Source organism: Citrobacter sp. LST-B2 (genome assembly GCF_057983045.1).
Window position 1 is genome coordinate 1,695,267 of record NZ_CP192598.1, and the last position, 17,091, is coordinate 1,712,357.

The 17,091-nt window shown below is 51.8% G+C and carries 13 protein-coding genes and 1 pseudogene; 8 read left to right on the top strand and 6 right to left on the bottom strand.

From position 1 onward, the window contains the following. Nucleotides 1–22: 22 nt before the first annotated feature. Nucleotides 23–1,381 (top strand): ATP-dependent RNA helicase RhlE, encoded by a 1,359-nt coding sequence (gene rhlE / locus ACQ0PY_RS07955; protein WP_109740034.1) that lies wholly within the window; start codon nt 23–25, stop codon nt 1,379–1,381. A 668-nt stretch (nt 1,382–2,049) separates the two neighbouring features. Here the strand turns inward: rhlE and ACQ0PY_RS07960 are convergent. After that, nucleotides 2,050–2,784: a GntR family transcriptional regulator gene (locus ACQ0PY_RS07960; RefSeq protein WP_044256426.1), complete on the bottom strand. Its 735-nt coding sequence runs from the start codon at nt 2,782–2,784 to the stop codon at nt 2,050–2,052. Nucleotides 2,785–2,986: 202 nt separating this feature from the next. Here ACQ0PY_RS07960 and pcaB point away from each other — a divergent pair, with 202 nt between their 5' ends. The 4 genes from pcaB to ACQ0PY_RS07980 all read left to right on the top strand — a co-directional run bounded on the left by pcaB (nt 2,987) and on the right by ACQ0PY_RS07980 (nt 8,498). Further along, nucleotides 2,987–4,339 (top strand): 3-carboxy-cis,cis-muconate cycloisomerase, encoded by a 1,353-nt coding sequence (gene pcaB, locus ACQ0PY_RS07965; protein WP_044256425.1) that lies wholly within the window; start codon nt 2,987–2,989, stop codon nt 4,337–4,339. Between the two features lie 33 nt (nt 4,340–4,372). Next, entirely contained in the window at nt 4,373–5,794 is a 1,422-nt protein-coding gene (locus ACQ0PY_RS07970; RefSeq protein WP_044256423.1) for a DASS family sodium-coupled anion symporter, read from the top strand. Between the two features lie 438 nt (nt 5,795–6,232). After that, a complete protein-coding gene (locus ACQ0PY_RS07975) occupies nt 6,233–8,101 on the top strand; it encodes a hypothetical protein (RefSeq protein WP_109740036.1) in 1,869 nt (622 codons plus the stop codon). Continuing rightward, nucleotides 8,079–8,498: a hypothetical protein gene (locus ACQ0PY_RS07980; protein ID WP_109740037.1), complete on the top strand. Its 420-nt coding sequence runs from the start codon at nt 8,079–8,081 to the stop codon at nt 8,496–8,498. The genes ACQ0PY_RS07975 and ACQ0PY_RS07980 overlap by 23 nt, the downstream gene beginning before the upstream one ends. Nucleotides 8,499–8,530: 32 nt before the next feature. Here ACQ0PY_RS07980 and ACQ0PY_RS07985 read toward each other — a convergent pair. After that, a pseudogene (locus tag ACQ0PY_RS07985) lies at nt 8,531–8,971 on the bottom strand (serine hydrolase); the annotation flags it as partial. A 121-nt stretch (nt 8,972–9,092) separates the two neighbouring features. On the opposite strand from ACQ0PY_RS07985, the gene dinG reads away from it, so the two are divergent. Both dinG and ybiB read left to right on the top strand, forming a co-directional pair. Continuing rightward, complete coding sequence (gene dinG / locus ACQ0PY_RS07990; RefSeq protein ID WP_044256421.1) at nt 9,093–11,243, top strand: ATP-dependent DNA helicase DinG; 2,151 nt, start codon at nt 9,093–9,095, stop codon at nt 11,241–11,243. A 26-nt stretch (nt 11,244–11,269) separates the two neighbouring features. Next, complete coding sequence (gene ybiB, locus ACQ0PY_RS07995) at nt 11,270–12,238, top strand: DNA-binding protein YbiB (protein ID WP_109740038.1); 969 nt, start codon at nt 11,270–11,272, stop codon at nt 12,236–12,238. Nucleotides 12,239–12,346: 108 nt separating this feature from the next. Here the strand turns inward: ybiB and ybiJ are convergent, their stop codons facing one another. The 3 genes from ybiJ to mcbA all read right to left on the bottom strand — a co-directional run bounded on the left by ybiJ (nt 12,347) and on the right by mcbA (nt 13,541). Beyond that, a complete protein-coding gene (gene ybiJ / locus ACQ0PY_RS08000) occupies nt 12,347–12,607 on the bottom strand; it encodes a DUF1471 family protein YbiJ (protein ID WP_043001280.1) in 261 nt (86 codons plus the stop codon). A gap of 285 nt (nt 12,608–12,892) precedes the next feature. Beyond that, nucleotides 12,893–13,159 carry a DksA/TraR family C4-type zinc finger protein gene (locus tag ACQ0PY_RS08005; RefSeq protein WP_043001279.1) on the bottom strand — a complete coding sequence of 89 codons (267 nt, stop codon included), beginning with the start codon at nt 13,157–13,159 and terminating at the stop codon, nt 12,893–12,895. Between the two features lie 121 nt (nt 13,160–13,280). After that, a complete protein-coding gene (gene mcbA / locus ACQ0PY_RS08010) occupies nt 13,281–13,541 on the bottom strand; it encodes a DUF1471 family periplasmic protein McbA (RefSeq protein WP_109740039.1) in 261 nt (86 codons plus the stop codon). Between the two features lie 286 nt (nt 13,542–13,827). Between mcbA and rlmF the strand changes: the two genes are divergently transcribed. After that, on the top strand, nt 13,828–14,754 hold the full coding sequence (gene rlmF / locus ACQ0PY_RS08015) for a 23S rRNA (adenine(1618)-N(6))-methyltransferase RlmF (RefSeq protein ID WP_043001277.1): 927 nt from the start codon (nt 13,828–13,830) through the stop codon (nt 14,752–14,754). On the opposite strand, the gene ybiO is transcribed toward rlmF, so the two are convergent. Beyond that, nucleotides 14,751–16,991 (bottom strand): mechanosensitive channel protein, encoded by a 2,241-nt coding sequence (gene ybiO, locus ACQ0PY_RS08020; protein WP_150547009.1) that lies wholly within the window; start codon nt 16,989–16,991, stop codon nt 14,751–14,753. The two genes, rlmF and ybiO, sit on opposite strands and share 4 nt — an antisense overlap. Nucleotides 16,992–17,091 lie beyond the last annotated feature (100 nt).

The window sequence follows — 17,091 nt, forward strand, 5'->3', positions numbered from 1 at the left end:
GTCGGGGCGGTTCGGAGTAGTTATGTCTTTTGATTCCCTGGGTTTAAATCCTGATATTCTGCGCGCCATTGCCGAGCAGGGTTACCGTGAACCTACCCCTATTCAGCAACAGGCGATCCCTGCCGTGCTGGAAGGTCGCGACCTGATGGCGAGTGCGCAGACCGGTACCGGTAAAACGGCGGGCTTTACGCTGCCGCTGTTACAGCACCTTATTACCAAACAGCCGCATGGCAAAGGGCGTCGTCCGGTGCGTGCGCTGATCCTGACGCCGACGCGTGAGCTGGCGGCGCAGATTGGTGAAAACGTCCGTGATTACAGCAAGTATCTGAACATTCGCTCGCTGGTGGTTTTTGGCGGCGTGAGTATTAACCCGCAGATGATGAAACTGCGCGGTGGCGTCGATGTGTTGGTGGCAACGCCGGGCCGCTTGCTGGACCTGGAACACCAGAACGCGGTGAAGCTGGACCAGATTGAGATTCTGGTGCTGGATGAAGCGGACCGTATGCTGGATATGGGCTTTATTCACGATATTCGCCGCGTGTTAGCGAAACTGCCGGCGAAGCGTCAGAACCTGCTGTTTTCCGCGACGTTCTCTGATGAGATCAAAGCGCTGGCCGAAAAGCTTTTGCATAACCCGCTGGAAATTGAAGTGGCGCGTCGCAACACGGCGTCTGAGCAGGTGACGCAGCACGTCCATTTTGTCGATAAGAAACGCAAGCGCGAACTGTTGTCGCAGATGATCGGTCAGGGCAACTGGCAGCAGGTACTGGTCTTTACCCGCACCAAACACGGCGCCAATCACCTGGCGGAACAGCTCAACAAAGATGGTATCCGCAGCGCAGCGATCCACGGTAACAAGAGCCAGGGGGCGCGTACCCGTGCGTTGGCGGATTTCAAATCAGGCGATATCCGCGTGCTGGTGGCGACTGACATTGCGGCGCGTGGTCTGGACATCGAAGAACTGCCGCACGTGGTGAACTACGAGCTGCCGAACGTTCCGGAAGATTATGTGCACCGTATCGGTCGTACCGGTCGTGCTGCGGCGACGGGGGAAGCGCTGTCGCTGGTTTGTGTTGATGAACACAAACTGCTGCGTGACATTGAAAAACTGCTGAAAAAAGAGATCCCGCGTATTACCACGCCGGGCTATGAGCCAGATCCCTCGATCAAAGCTGAGCCGATCCAGAATGGTCGTCAGCAGCGAAGTGGCGGCGGCCGGGGCCGTGGTCAGGGACAAGGGCAGGGCGCAGGTCGTGCTCAGCAGCCGCGTCGTCAGGACGGTGGCGCGTCGAAGGGCAAACCCCGTAGCGCAGAAGGCAAACCGGCTGGCGAAAAGCCGCGTCCGCCGCGCCGTGCGCGCAGAATTACACCCGTGCAGTAAGGGGGTCAGGAAGGCCTGATACTCTGAGAAATGTTACGTTCACTTTGTATTCAGTGATTCTCTGAAACCGCAGTACACGTGAACGTGCAAGGGAGGCTCACCGCCGCCTCCCTTGCAACCCTGGCTCCCGGCAAGGAAAATCGCCACTTCGTGGTTCATTCGTCTTATGCCGTCTGCCTGTCGGGTCGGGGTCGAGCCTGCATCCATGCAGGCCGTCCCCTCCGCCCGCTTCCCTGCGGGCGGCCCCGGTCAGCAGCCAACGCCTCATCGATTTTCACGCCGGACCAATGCCATCGCTTCAATTCTCTGCCTTTCAGCTAAATTCACTTCGCTGTAAAAAAAAGCAAACCGTGGAGATGGTCAGGTATGGATAGGTCCGGCTGAAAATTGCCGACGCGTTTCCGTAAGGCCGGGAGAACCCGCAGGGATGCGGGTTCAGGGCGCGCGAACCAGGGATGCTGAGTCGTGCCCGGCCCGGTAGCCTGAAGGAATAAGCGGAGGGTATCGCGAAGCGACAATTTTCCAGCCGGGAGCCAGGATTGTTAAGGAGGCGGCGACGAGCCTCCTTAACCCGTTCACAGGTACTGGTGTACCAGATTGGCTGCGAACATGAGGTGAACGGTACTCGTCCCACAGGGGCATATGCTTCTCAAAGCGTATACGCCCCCTCACTCCCCCGCATTCTGCGATTTCAACACAATAGAACAGGTATACCGTCCCGCCGGGTGAATTGAAATCGTGGTCTCGAACACTTTCCCGTCACGATCCCGATAGCGCCGTACGATGCGCATCCCCGGAGAGTCGGGCTCGACATTCAGTATCTTGGCGATTTTCTTCGGTACGCCAACGGCGGTGATCGTCTGATGCACTTCGTGACTCTTAATTCCGTAGTGCGTTTCGATCAGATCGCTAATCAGCGAGTGCGGATCGTCGCGGATGAACGCGCGTAGCCTGGAATAATCGGTGCTGGCGTAACTGTCCGTCCAGCAAATAGGCGCATCCGGGTTTTGCGCATCCTCACGAATACTGGCGATATGTAGCCAGCGTGAACCGGGCGGGCAATCTATCAGTTGGGAAAGCTCAATATCCGCTACAATCTCATCGATCTTCTTAATCACCCGCAGGTTGTTTTTCGCCAACAGCAGCAGATCTTCCAGATGTGACAACGGATGGTTAACCCCGCTCGCCTGCGGTTCGCATACGCGCGTGCCAGCGCCTTTACGTCGCGAAATCAACCCCTGTTCCGTTAATTCCCTCAGCGCTTCGCGCATGGTGTGACGACTCACTTGCCAGGTTTCGCACAGTTCCATTTCTGTCGGAAACAGTGAACCGGGTGGGTAAGTTCCCGTCGAGATTTGATGAGCCAGTTCACGGGCTATCCGTTTGTACAGAGATTCTTTCATCGCAGTTTCGTCAAATAATTAATGATCACAGTCACAAAAATGGGTACGGGCTATTCCATACATTCGTCATGATTATTATAAATGTCCGTACATTATAAATGTACGGACATTTATGTATGTTCGGACATTTTTGTTGGCCCGATTGCGTCGTAAACCGGGTCAGACGCTCATCTTATCATTATCAGATTGAACCGGGGGATTTATGGCTTCGAATGTAATGGATTCTGTTTTATTTAGAGATTCTTTTGGTACACCAGCAATGCGCGCCGTGTTTGATGACTACGAACTTATTCGCAAGTATGTCGAAGTGGAGGTGGCGCTCGCCAAAGCGCAGGCGCGTTGCGGAGTGATCCCGGAAGCGGCAGCCAAAGAGATCGCAGAGAAGTGCAATGCCGATACGCTGGATTTCGATTTGTTACGTCATGAGACGGAAATCGTCGGTTATCCGATCCTGCCGCTTGTGCACCAGATTTCAAAGCAAGCCGGAGAGTCTGGCGGCTATGTGCACTGGGGGGCGACGACGCAGGATATTATGGACACGGCGGTGGTACTGCAAATCCGTGATGCCTTTGAACTGATCGAGGCGGACATGAACCGGTTACGTGCAACGCTGGCTGACCTGGCGCTGCGCTATCGGGATACGCCGATGGCCGGTCGCACCCATTTACAGCAGGCGCTACCGGTGACGTTTGGTTATAAAGCTGCCATCTGGCTGGACATGTTTGAACGCCACGCCGAACGTTTGCAACAGGCGCGTCCGCGCGTGCTGGTCGGTGAATTTGCCGGGGCCGCCGGAACGCTGGCATCGCTGGGCGACAAAGGATTGCCGGTACAAAAAGCGCTGATGGAAGAGTTAGGTCTTAACGTCCCGACCTCCACCTGGCACGTAGCGCGCGACGGCTTCGCAGAGGCGGTGAACCTGCTGGCGGTCATCACCGGTTCGCTAGGGAAGATTGCTTATGACGTGATGCTGATGGCATCGAACGAGTTTGGCGAACTGTATGAACCGTTCGTTAAAGGCCGTGGTGCCAGCAGCACTATGCCGCAAAAACGCAATCCTATCTCCAGCGAACTCATGCTGGCCTGTGCAAAAGGCGTTCGTCAACAGGCCGGGCTGATGTTGGATGCGATGGTTCAGGATCTGGAACGCGCCACCGGACCGTGGCACGCGGAGTGGATTGCGATCCCGGAAAGTTTCGTCCTGAGCGCAGGGGCGCTGCATCAGGCCAACTTTATGCTGGCAGGACTGGAGGTCGATGAAGCGGCAATGTTGCGCAATCTTGGGATGACCAACGGCCTGATTGTGGCAGAAGCGGTGATGATGGGGCTGGCTCCGTACATCGGCCGCCAGGATGCCCATGATGTCGTCTATGACGCCTGTCGTATCGTCAACGAGAAGGGCGGTCACTTGGCCGACGTACTGAACGCTATGCCGACAGTGGCACAACGACTGGATCCGCAACTGATTAACCAACTGACCGATCCGGCAAATTATCTGGGAATGGCGCCGGAAATGGTCGATCAGGTGCTGGCCAAATATCAGTCACGGAAATGAACATGATTGTGCTAACGCAATAAGGATAGCGCTATGTCTACGAATTTTGTCATGGGCAAGAAACTTCTCTCATTTCTGATCCCGCTGGTAATCGGTGCCGTCATTTGGTTTATTCCCGTTCCTGAAGGGTTAACCCCGGCGGCCTGGCATATGTTTGCGATTTTTGCCGCCACCATTGCGGCAATCCTGACCCAGCCGCTCCCTTCGGGGGCGGTTATGCTGATTGCGCTTTGCGTGGTGATCTTCAGCAAAACGTTGACTGAGGCGAAGGCACTGTCAGGCTTTGCCTCTGGCACGGTATGGTTGATTTTCTGCGCCTACGTGCTCTCGCTGGGGTTTGTGACCTCCGGACTGGGAAAACGTATTGCCTATAAAATGCTGTCGCTGTTTGGCGGAAGCAGTCTGGGAATTGCCTATTCGCTCGGTGTTTCTGACCTGATTATGGCCCCGGCGATGCCGTCGGTGACGGCGCGGTCTGGCGGGATTATTTTCCCGATCGCTCGCTCAATCAACGACGTACTCGGTTCGGCTCCTGGCGCGACTGGCAAGCGGATTGGCGATTTCTTGACGATGGTTTGCTTTCAGTTTACGCCGATCACCGGGGCGATATTTTTAACCGGTATGGCGGCGAACCCGCTGGTGGCAAGCCTGGCAAAATCCACGCTGGGTCTGGAGATCACCTGGGGCGGCTGGTTTATTTCTGCCGTCGTTCCAGCGATGGTCTGTTTTTGCCTGATGCCGCTGCTGGTCTATAAGCTGCTGGATCCGGAACTGAAGCATACACCGGAAGCCAAAGCGATGGGTAAACAGTCGCTGGGCGAACTGGGTGTCATGAGCAGTAATGAGAAAAAAGTAGCCGTAGGGTTTGTGCTGGCGCTTGTCGGCTGGGGAACCAGTCTGATTACCGGGATCTCGGCGACATCGGTCGGGCTGGGGCTAGCCGCTTATTTGTTTGCGACCGGGGCCGTCAGTTGGAAAAGTCTCCTCAATGACCATGCGGCGTGGGACACGGTGATCTGGTTCAGCGTGATCATCAGCCTGGCGACGGGTCTGGCGGATCTGGGATTCATCAAATGGATGACGGTGAAGTTGGGTAGCGGGATTCAGGGATTCGGTGCGATGGAAGCCTTTATCGTGCTCGGTGTCTTGTACATCTACGTCCACTATCTGTTTGCCACTGCCACGGGGCACGTTGCCGCGTTGTACGCACCATTTGCCGCCACGGCGATTGCCGCCGGCGCACCGCCGATGATGGTGGCTATCTGCTTCGGTATCTTCAGTAACCTGATGTGGGGGAACACCGAGTACGGCGGAGGACCCGGCCCTATCTACTTTGCGCAAGGTTATTTCGAGCGACCACGGTTTTACCGAATCAACCTGTGTGTGGTGACCTTCAACGTCATTATCATTTTCGCGGTTGGCATGCTGTGGTGGAAGCTGCTGGGTTACTATTAAGTCACAGCGCAGTTGCCTGATGGCGCTGCGCTTATTAGGCCTGTGAGCATATTTTCAAAGCATGATATAAGAGGGGCTTTTAAAGACTTTTTACTGAAAATAAGAAAGACATTATTAATCAGCATGCAAATAAAAGCATAGGCAAAAAACATTATGATAGATACGATTATATCATTGAAACGCGTGAGGTAACATAAAAATGGGAGAAAACAATACAAATTTTGCAAACAAATGACAGTGTAACTGAGATTAGGTCGATAATTTAAAGGAACAAGAGCATTGACTCACTGAATAAATAAATTATTCTCTTCACATTCACATCCTGAATCTTCAGTGTGAGGATTCAGGATTTTGTTGGAATTTGCAAGTGACATCACAATAAAAGCAATAAAAATAGTCTGATATTAAACTTTGCCATTTAATGCAAGGAACTTAATTATGAGAGCCTTTAATAAGCGCTCTGAAGGGTTTTTATTAGCACCAGGAGATCGAACGAGTTGTGGTGGTTATATATTAAAGAGTAAAGAATACAATATGCTTGATGGCATGGAAATAGTATATGAAATGGATGAATATATATGCGGGATGAATGGCCAAAAATATGAGATTAAAGGTGGTGTACCTAAAGGCTCATGGATTGAAAGAGGGGAAAATTTATTTCGTCGGACTAACGCAAGTTCCTGGGATAGTAGTATAGATTCGGAAGGGCGAAAAGTAGAACCTCCATCAGTATCGATAAAGCGGCTCAATGAGGAAAAATTTTTGTACCGGAGAAACCCCGATTCTCTTCGGAATTTTGAAAACGGATTTGGCTTTGAACATAACAGATTTCTCGGAAGAGCGGGGGGAACGATAAACCTTAAGAAAAAAATAATTGTTAATGATGAAAAAGAAGATGGTTTTTCACATCGAACATCTGGTTTCCCATTCCGAACCAGAATAAGTCATGAATTATATAATCATTACTTAACAATGGGGCATGATATGTCTCAATACGAGACAGAAATTATATGTTTACTAGCTGGTTCAGCGCATAGCAGAGGTACATGTCCTTGCCATTGTCGATTTATACCCCATTTAAATATTACATACAGATATGATAATTATATTTTAGCAAGTTATGAATCAGCAAACAGGTCTCAAAATTCCACGCCTCTGGCTCCCGCAACAAGAAAAATTTCAGAGTCGAGACAATCAGTTGAACCGGGCTTTTGTGTAGTACCAGAATTGACGACACCCAAATCATATGAATATGAGTTAATGGTTAATCCACCATCTGGAGTAAAAGAGTTATATCATCAGTTGAATCCAGAAAAAAAGAAAAAGCCCGGTTCAATCTTAGTTGTTGCTGACCCACTATCCAGGTCACCTGAAAAAATTGCGCAAGTACAAACAGCAAGGGATAAAATTGATAAAGCACTTGAACCGCTGACTAATGAGGAAGCTAAATTACTCTATGAAAACAGAACCTCAATAGATATATTCTCATCTAATTTATATAGCGATGCTTTAGGGCAAAGCGGAGATATCTTAGGTTACATAAAGGATGCTGGTGGGGAGTATTATGAAGAAATAAATAAAATACTAAACGAAATTCAGGAACTTTATAAAAAAACATATAGCCAAAATTCTGGCCGGATTTCTGGAGAGGAATTTTTTGGTCAGCGAGAAAGGCTATTTAAAAAGTTAGATGGTATTTTGAATAAATTTTCAAAAGAACAATTGAATTTAAAACAATACGAACAAATAAAACAAGCATTGGGTTTATCCACAAAATCCATTATGCATAAGTGGGATCAAACAGGGGTGAAAGATATTGAAGGTTATGCAAGCTATATAGAAAAATCTGCCAAGCTGATGAAAATAATGAGAACAACAGGCTTTATTGGTATTGGCCTTGACTTTGCCAGCTATACAACAACTGTGTATGACGCTTGCGCGAAGGGGCGAGAAAGCGAATGTAGAAAAGCAGCGATAACGGAGTATAGTAAATTCGGAGGAAAACAAACAGCAAGTGTTGCTGGCGGTGCTGTCGGAGGCATTATGGGGAGGGCAGCGTGTACGTGGGTTTTGGGGTTGATTACATCAGAAAGTGGAGGTATTGGCGCAGGTTTATGTTTGGTAACTGGTATTGGTTCTAGTATTGCAGGAGGAAAAATTGCCGAAAAATGGGGGGAGATATATGGGAAGAAAATTGGAACTACTATGAATGATAAAATAGATCGTTCAGAACCTATAATACGTGATCCAGACTCTTTTAATGAAGAAGCCGGAGCGCTTTTATATGAAAAATTATTTAATCATTAATTTTGAAGCAATTGGTATGAGTCTTTTCATAACTCTCGTTATTATGACGATTATATTGATTTTCATATCATCAATAATTAATAAAGAGAACTACAATAAAATAACTCATCTATATGAAGAGAGGTTTGGAAATCTTCCTCAGACGGCAAGAATGGCAAGAGGTGCAAGTTTAATTGGTTCTCCAGGAATTTACCTGGCAAAAGTAGATTTCATTATGTCTAGTCTGATACTTCCCTATAATAGGGTGTTTAATCGTGATATGAGTTTTGAAGAGTATTCTTTTATTCGGACCCTACCCTCAGAATTGACTACAGGTTTCAAAGTTGAAGCTATATTATGGATTATCGAGTCCATTGTACTTGTTTGCTTTATATTGTTGAATGTTTTATTTTACTGAAAAAAGCCCACTTAGCGTGGGCTATATTTTTGTTATTTCAATGCCCCACATATCTGATCAACAATCCAGCCATATGTAGCCGCAGGTAATAATCCACTCACAAAAACATTTGGGTTTATTTTAGGGTCTGCAACTGGCGAGTTTGGCCTGTTACTTAAAATCACAATAGCCATATGATTAATCGGGTCGATAGAGGTCATCGTTCCGGTCCAGCCTGTATGACCATACGTTTCAGAGCTGGCTAACACATCAAACGTTGGCGTCATCGATGCGTTACCATTCGCACGCCACCCCAGTCCAGACGCAACGTCTTCTGACGAACTGCGAGTAAACTTCCTGACGGTTGCCTTATCGAACAGCTTAACGTTGCCATAGCCGCCGCCGTTAGGCATAACCTGCATCAGCACCGCCATATCGCTTGTATCAGAGAACAATCCAGCGTGGCCTGATACAACGCCCCTTGAGTACCAGGCTTATTCATCATATTGATCTAACGGCATTGCGAAGCACCTTCCAGAAGCGGCAAAAAAGATACGTTCCAGGTCTGAAATGTGCCACAATAGTGGCTGTTTATACAGTGTTTCAGGTTTTCTCATGGCATTAACCGCTGCGCTTAAAGCGCAAATCGCCGTCTGGTATAAGGCGCTTCAGGAACAGATCCCCGACTTTATCCCCCGTGCGCCGCAGCGGCAGATGATTGCCGATGTCGCGAAAACGCTGACCGGAGAAGAAGGGCGTCATCTGGCGATAGAGGCGCCTACCGGAGTGGGGAAAACCCTGTCCTATCTCATTCCCGGCATTGCCATTGCACGGGAAGAGCAAAAAACGCTGGTGGTCAGTACCGCCAACGTGGCGTTGCAGGATCAGATCTACAGTAAAGATCTGCCCTTACTGCGCAAAATTATTCCCGATCTTCGCTTTACCGCCGCATTTGGTCGCGGGCGCTATGTGTGTCCGCGAAATCTGACGGCGCTGGCCAGTACTGAACCCACGCAACAGGATCTGCTCGCCTTTCTTGACGATGAACTCACGCCGAACAACCAGGAAGAACAGAAGCGCTGCGCAAAGTTAAAAGGCGACCTCGACAGCTACAAGTGGGACGGCCTGCGCGATCATACGGATATCGCCATTGACGACGACCTCTGGCGACGACTGAGTACCGATAAAGCCAGTTGCCTGAACCGCAACTGCCACTACTACCGCGAGTGCCCGTTTTTTGTCGCCCGTCGCGAGATTCAGGAAGCGGAAGTGGTGGTGGCAAACCATGCGCTGGTGATGGCGGCGATGGAAAGCGAAGCGGTGTTACCGGACCCGAAAAACCTGCTGCTGGTTCTGGATGAAGGCCATCACCTGCCGGATGTCGCCCGCGATGCGCTGGAAATGAGCGCGGAAATTACCGCCTCCTGGTATCGCCTGCAACTGGATCTGTTCAGCAAACTGGTGGCGACTTGCATGGAGCAGTTTCGCCCCAAGACCACGCCGCCGCTGGCGAATCCGGAGCGTCTGAACGCCCATTGCGAAGAGCTGTATGAACTTATCGCGTCACTTAATCACATTCTCAGTCTGTACATGCCTGCCGGGCAGGAAGCGGAACATCGCTTTGCGATGGGGGAACTGCCGGATGAAGTGATGGAGATTTGCCAGCGTCTGGCGAAGCTCACCGAAACGCTGCGCGGTCTGGCGGAGCTGTTTTTGAACGATCTCAGCGAGAAAACCGGCAGCCATGACGTTGTGCGTTTGCATCGGGCTATTTTGCAGATGAACCGGGCGCTGGGGATGTTTGAAGCGCAAAGCAAACTGTGGCGACTGGCCTCGCTGGCCCAGTCATCCGGCGCACCAGTGTCGAAATGGACGACGCGCGAGGTGCGCGACGGGCAACCCCACGTCTGGTTTCACTGCGTGGGGATCCGCGTGAGCGATCAACTCGAGCGATTACTCTGGCGCAGTGTGCCGCATATCATCGTCACCTCCGCCACGCTGCGTTCGCTTAATAGTTTTTCGCGTCTGCAGGAGATGAGCGGCCTGAAGGAAAAAGCCGGAGACCGCTTCGTCGCGCTCGATTCGCCGTTTAACCATGTCGAACAGGGTAAAATTATTATTCCGCAGATGCGCTATGAACCGTTGATCGACAACGAAGAACAGCATATTGCGGAGATGGCGGCTTATTTCCGCGAACAGCTGGAAAGTAAAAAACATTCCGGCATGCTGGTGCTGTTTGCCAGTGGGCGAGCGATGCAGCGCTTTCTGGAATACGTCAGCGATCTGCGCTTGTTGTTGTTGGTCCAGGGTGACCAGCCGCGCTACCGGCTGGTGGAACTGCACCGTAAGCGGGTGGAAAACGGCGAGCGTAGCGTGCTGGTGGGGCTGCAATCCTTCGCCGAAGGACTGGACCTGAAAGGCGATTTACTCAGTCAGGTGCATATCCATAAAATTGCTTTTCCCCCCATCGACAGCCCGGTGGTGATCACCGAAGGCGAGTGGCTTAAAAGTCTCAATCGCTATCCGTTCGAAGTGCAGAGTTTGCCCGCCGCCTCGTTTAATCTAATCCAGCAGGTGGGACGCTTGATCCGTAGCCACGGGTGTTGGGGAGAAGTGGTAATTTATGATAAGCGTCTGTTGACCAAAAATTATGGCAAGCGTTTACTGGATGCATTACCTGTTTTTCCCATAGAACGACCCGCAGTGCCAGACGTTATCGTTAAGGCAAAAGAAAAAGCGAAACCCACGCGCCGTCGGCGTAAATAACGTGAGTGTGAGGCAAGGAGTTTTCGATGGATTACCGCAAAATAATTAAAGAGATCGGCCGGGGGAAAAACCACGCCCGCGATCTGGATCAGGATACCGCGCGAGGGCTTTATACCCACATGCTCAACGGCGACGTGCCGGAACTGGAAATGGGCGGCGTGCTGATTGCATTGCGTATCAAAGGGGAAGGGGAAGCCGAAATGCTGGGCTTTTATGAGGCGATGCAAAACCATTCCATTAAGCTTACCCCGCCGGTTGCGAAGCCGATGCCGATCGTTATCCCCAGCTATAACGGCGCGCGTAAACAGGCGAACCTGACGCCGCTGCTGGCGATTTTATTGCACAAGCTGGGTTTTCCGGTCGTCGTGCATGGGGTGAGCGAAGATCCGACCCGCGTGCTGACAGAGACCATTTTCGAACTGATGGGGATTGCGCCGACGCGTCATGCCGGACAGGCACAGGCGAAACTGGATGGACATCAGCCAGTCTTTATTCCGGTGAGTACGCTCTGCCAGCCGCTGGAAAAACAGCTGGCAATGCGCTGGCGACTGGGTGTGCGCAACAGCGCACATACGCTGGCGAAGTTAGCGACACCGTTTGCCGAAGACGCCGCGCTGCGTCTTGCCAGCGTGTCGCATCCGGAATATGTGCCGCGCGTCGCGAAATTCTTTAATGATATTGGTGGGCGTGGGTTGTTGATGCACGGAACCGAAGGTGAGGTTTACGCCAATCCGCAACGCTGCCCGCAGATTAGCCTGATTGATAGCACTGGCACCCGGGTGTTACAGAGCCGACAAAGTGAAATGCCAGACGAACCTGTACCGCTGCCCGCGGCAAAGGATCCTGAGACGACCGCGCGCTGGATTGAACGCTGCCTGGCGGGAAGTGAGCCGGTACCCGCATCGTTGAAAATCCAGATGGCCTGTTGCCTGGTGGCAACGGGTGAGGTGGCAACACTCGAGCAAGGACTGGCGCGAGTCAACGACAGTTTTTAGCGCGACAGATAAAAAAAAGCCCGTCCAGTGGCGGACGGGCAAACAAGGGTAATTCAGGTTCAATGAGGGTTGGAGCAGGGTGTCTGTTGGCAGCAGACGGGGTAAAACTTATTTGTAGATAACAGCAGTACCGCTCATTTTGTTGTTGTTGTTGGCGGATGTGATGCTGTAACCGCTTGCGCCGGCAGCAGCGGCTTTCTCAGCCAGTTTTGCTTCCAGGCCGTCCAGCGTGGTTGCGCCTTCTGCAGAAACCACACCGATTTTATTCATGCTTTGCGCCTGAGCAGCCGTAACAGGTTCGGCAGCGAAAACGCCAAAAGACAGAGTAGACAGGGCAACAGCGGCAACAGCATATTTGATAGTTTTCATTGTTAATCTCTCGCAGGTTATTTATTAAGGAAGACGATGTTCCGTCGATGTGATGAGTATCACGCTTTTTTTCGAGAGATAAAATCGAAGAGAATTGACAGCATTAATCAAAAAAATTGAATGACAAATAACTTATTGATTATTAATTAATTCACGAGATGAATTTACGGTTCTACGCAGTTCACTTTACAGTTGAGGTATGAACGGCACATTTTGCTACGCAAAGAGCAATTTAACGTGAGCGTAAGCGAAACGGCATGTTCTTGATATCTATGTAAGCTTAGGTCAACGTAGCTGGCTGTCTTTTGATCCTCTGCGATTATATCCTGTATAGGATGAGTTCTGTGAATCTTTCTCCTGCTGGCAGTTAAGGCACAGTCTTACACCTGGCACTGCCTGTCGGCGGGCTTCAGGGATCGGATCGCCACATTCTTCACATTCATACAGGCTATCACCGCGCGGAATTTCGCCTCTTGCACGTGCAACAGCATCTTCAATTGTACTGTTGATTTGTTCGTTCACAGCGTCATCATTTGCCCAACCAGAAGCCATAGCACTATTCTCCTCACGCTTTTTACCGAGGTTATTATAGTCAAGATGGGGTCAAAAATTGCTCAGTCAAGGGAACATTGCCCGATAAGCGGCGTCGCTATCGGGCAGGTGGTGGGGAAGGTTACTTGTAAATGGTGGCTGTACCATACATCTGGTTCTTACCGCCTGCGGAATTAACCATAAAGCCTTTCGCGCCTTGTTCTTGCGCTTTTTCCGCCAGCTTATCCTCCAGATCACTCAGGTTGGTTGCGCCAGTGGCAGAGACGGTACCTGACGCACGTAGCTGACCGGTATCGGGACTGCTCAAAGGTTGTGCTGCAGACGCCGCGAATGCCACGTCTGCAAGCGTGGTGGCGACGAGTAATACGAGGCATTTTTTCATGATGCTCTCCTCAGTGAAACAACGTGTAGTGCCAGATAAGTTTAGGTCGTCAGTGCGGCAGAAATGGCGTAAAAAATTGATGATGATCTGCTTAAAATTCGAACGAAAAATATTGACGTATATTGACAAATCAATGACATACATATCATTGATATTTGGGCGATTTGCGCCACTTCACCCCATTTCGCGCGCAGATGCGCTGCAGAGAAGCGCCCGTTTGTTATCAGCCCGGTTTACCGCGTTGCGTTATGCGGGTATCTTACGCCGCTGTTAAAAGGAGAATGCTATGTCCCCCCAGAAACCGGGCTTACACCCGCGCAACCGTCACCACAGTCGCTACGATCTTGCCACGCTCTGCAAAGGCACGCCTGAGCTGGCGCAGTATCTCGTCCTGACCCCCGCAGGCGAACAAAGCGTTGATTTTGCCAATCCGCTGGCGGTAAAGGCCTTGAATAAGGCGCTGCTGGCGCATTTCTATGGGGTGGCAAATTGGGATATTCCTGAAGGGTTTCTGTGTCCGCCTGTTCCTGGGCGTGCCGATTACCTCCACCATCTGGCCGATCTGCTTGCCGAGACAACGGGAAGTGTGCCAACTCAGGCCACAATCCTGGATGTTGGCGTGGGCGCGAACTGTATTTATCCGCTGATCGGCGTGCATGAGTATGGCTGGCGTTTTACGGGCAGTGAGACGCATGAGCAGGCGTTAGCCAGCGCGCAGGCCATTATCAGCGCCAATCCAGGGCTGACGCGCGCCATTCGCCTGCGTCGTCAGAAAACCCCAGCGGCTATTTTTAACGGCATTATTCATAAAAATGAGCAATATGATGCGACGCTGTGCAACCCGCCGTTCCATGATTCCGCCGCCTCTGCTCGTGCAGGAAGCGAGCGCAAACGTCGCAACCTCGGACAGAGCAAAGATGATGCGCTGAACTTCGGCGGTCAGCAGCAGGAGTTGTGGTGCGAAGGGGGGGAAGTCGCGTTCATCAAAACGATGATTTCCGAAAGCCAGGCTTTTGGCCGTCAGGTCATGTGGTTTACCACGCTGGTGTCACGCGGCGAAAACCTGCCGCCGCTCTATCGTGCGCTGACTGACGTGGGAGCGGTCAAGGTGGTGAAAAAAGAGATGGCCCAGGGGCAAAAGCAGAGCCGCTTTATTGCCTGGACCTTTATGGACGACGACCAGCGCCGTCGTTTTAGCGCGCGTAAGCGCTAGAGCGTCGGCTCGCCGGGTGGCCGCGACGGGGGTGTGGCCGGTGTTGTGGCTGCCGCTGGCGCGGCGGGCAGAAACTGCCAGGTCTGCACCGGTGGACGAACGCCCGCCAGGTCGAAATGTTTTTTCACCTGGCTGTCCAGCGCGAAGCGAACCGTCCACTGCTTCAGCGGCAGCGTGGTAAACGATACCCGCAGCGTAAATGCCGTGTTGGTTAATCCGACAATCCCGGCAAACGACGGCTCACCAATAATCAGCCCACGAACGTCCTCGGTTTCCATTACCGCAGCGACCGCCTCTTTCAGCGCCTGATTGGCCTTATCAGCATCTTCATGACGATCCACATCGTAATTGGCGACCACCGAGCCAATGCCGCGGACAAAGTTGGCAAAGGTGGTGATCGATGACCACGGAATAATATGGTACGCCCCGGTGTCCTGGCGTACGCCAACGGATCGAATCGACATGCGTTCTACCGTACCGGTTAACGGCCCGATGGTCACCAGATCGCCCGTATTCATGCCATTTTCAAACTGAATAAAGACCCCGGTAATAATATCTTTCACCAGCGTCTGCGCACCAAAGGAAATTGCCAGCCCCAGCGCCCCGGCCCCGGCCAGCAGTGGGGCGATGTTAACGCCGATTTCCGAAAGTACGATCATGATGGTGATTGTGCTGATGATCACCGCCAGTGCGTTACGAAACAGCGTTAACAGCGTGCGGGTACGCGCGCTGGGGAGAGGACGGCCATGAATATCGGAAGCCAGCCGGTTTTCGATCAGGCTGGCAAGCAGTGTCCAGCCTACTGCGGAGAAAAACAGAATCAGCACGATGCGGATCAGAATATCAACCGTCTTCTCACCGGCGCCGCTGTGCAGCCAGTTCCAGAAATCAAACAGTCCCCAGGCGTTCAGCAGCAGCATGATGGCGACACACACCGTCAGGATCCGCGCCACGTTCAATGCGGTAGAAAGCCAGCCGTTGAGCCGCTTTTGCAGTTCGGGATAATTGCGCTGCGTATGCGGGGAGAGGGTAATGGTTTTGGCGATCCAGCGGGTAAACATTCCGGAAACGAAGGCCGCAATGCCGATGATCACCAGACTGCGCACTGTCGCCCCCATCATAAACTTCAGGCTGTTGCCGGGGTCGAACAGGGAGAAGAAAAACAGGACGATGAAATAGGCGCTTGCCAGCCAGTGCCAGACCAGAGCAAAGGCGCGAATAAACAGACTGAAAAAGGCCAGCGATCGTTCCGCAAGATTCAGCAGGTGCTGGGTAATCTCTTTCTTGTTACGAAAAATCAGGTACAGCGCCCACAGCGTAATACACAGCATGATGACCACGTTGGCCATCGCACCGACCTGTACGTTCACCTGATTGGAAATAATTGGAACAGCGACGATCAGGCCATAGCCAATCAGACTGCTCAGCGAACTCAGTCGCCGGTTCCAGTAGCGGGCGCTGGCATCCTGAATGGTAAAAGGCCGCAGTTCCGCCACGTTCGGACAGAAGATCAGTCGCAGAATGGCTTTGAAAAATTCGATCAGGGCAAAGGCGTTCAGAAACAGTCCTTGTTGAAACGCGATGGTGCGACTGCCCGCGTTCAGTCTGTCGCTCAACAACTGACCGACAAACAGGGTAAGCGCCAGCAGAAGCAGATCAATAATAAAGGCGCCAACGATCATTGCCGGTAGCTGGAGCCAGTTGCTGCGCTCGCGGTTCTTCTTCCGCGCCCAGTTTCCCATTTTACGGTACAACGGCAACATACACAGACGAATCAACCAGTAGAAGCCGAACACCGCAGCGGCCAACATCAGAAAGTGACTGAGGGCATTACTGAAGGTCTGGCTGTTAAAGGGCTTGTGTGGCGCATCGGTGATGTTGCGATAGAGCTGGGCAAAGCGGCCAGACAGGGCTTCGCCGTAATGGCGGCTGAGATCGGTAACGTTCTCCAGTACCGTTTTTTCCTCCACAACCACCGGCGGGGTGATTTTAGGCACCGGTTCCGGCGGTGGCGTGGCGGCAACGGTACGCAACTGGTCAATCAATTCTTTGCGCGATGTCTCATTTTCCAGTACGTCGGCCAGCGCTCCGTAGGCCGCTTTCTTTTGCTCGACATCAGGTTCGGGCGCAGGTGTTGTTTGCGCGTCAGCATCAGCGCCGGTTGTGACACCGGGAATGGTTACCGCCTGGGCTGGTGCGCCCAGCAGGCAAAAGAGGATGAACAGGATCCACCGCATGACTCCTCCAGTGAGAAAACAGAACAAAGAGATAAGTATAGTGGCTGGAGGCGCGGCGATTCGAAATGGGAAGAGTCGTAGAGAAACCTCCCTTCCAGAT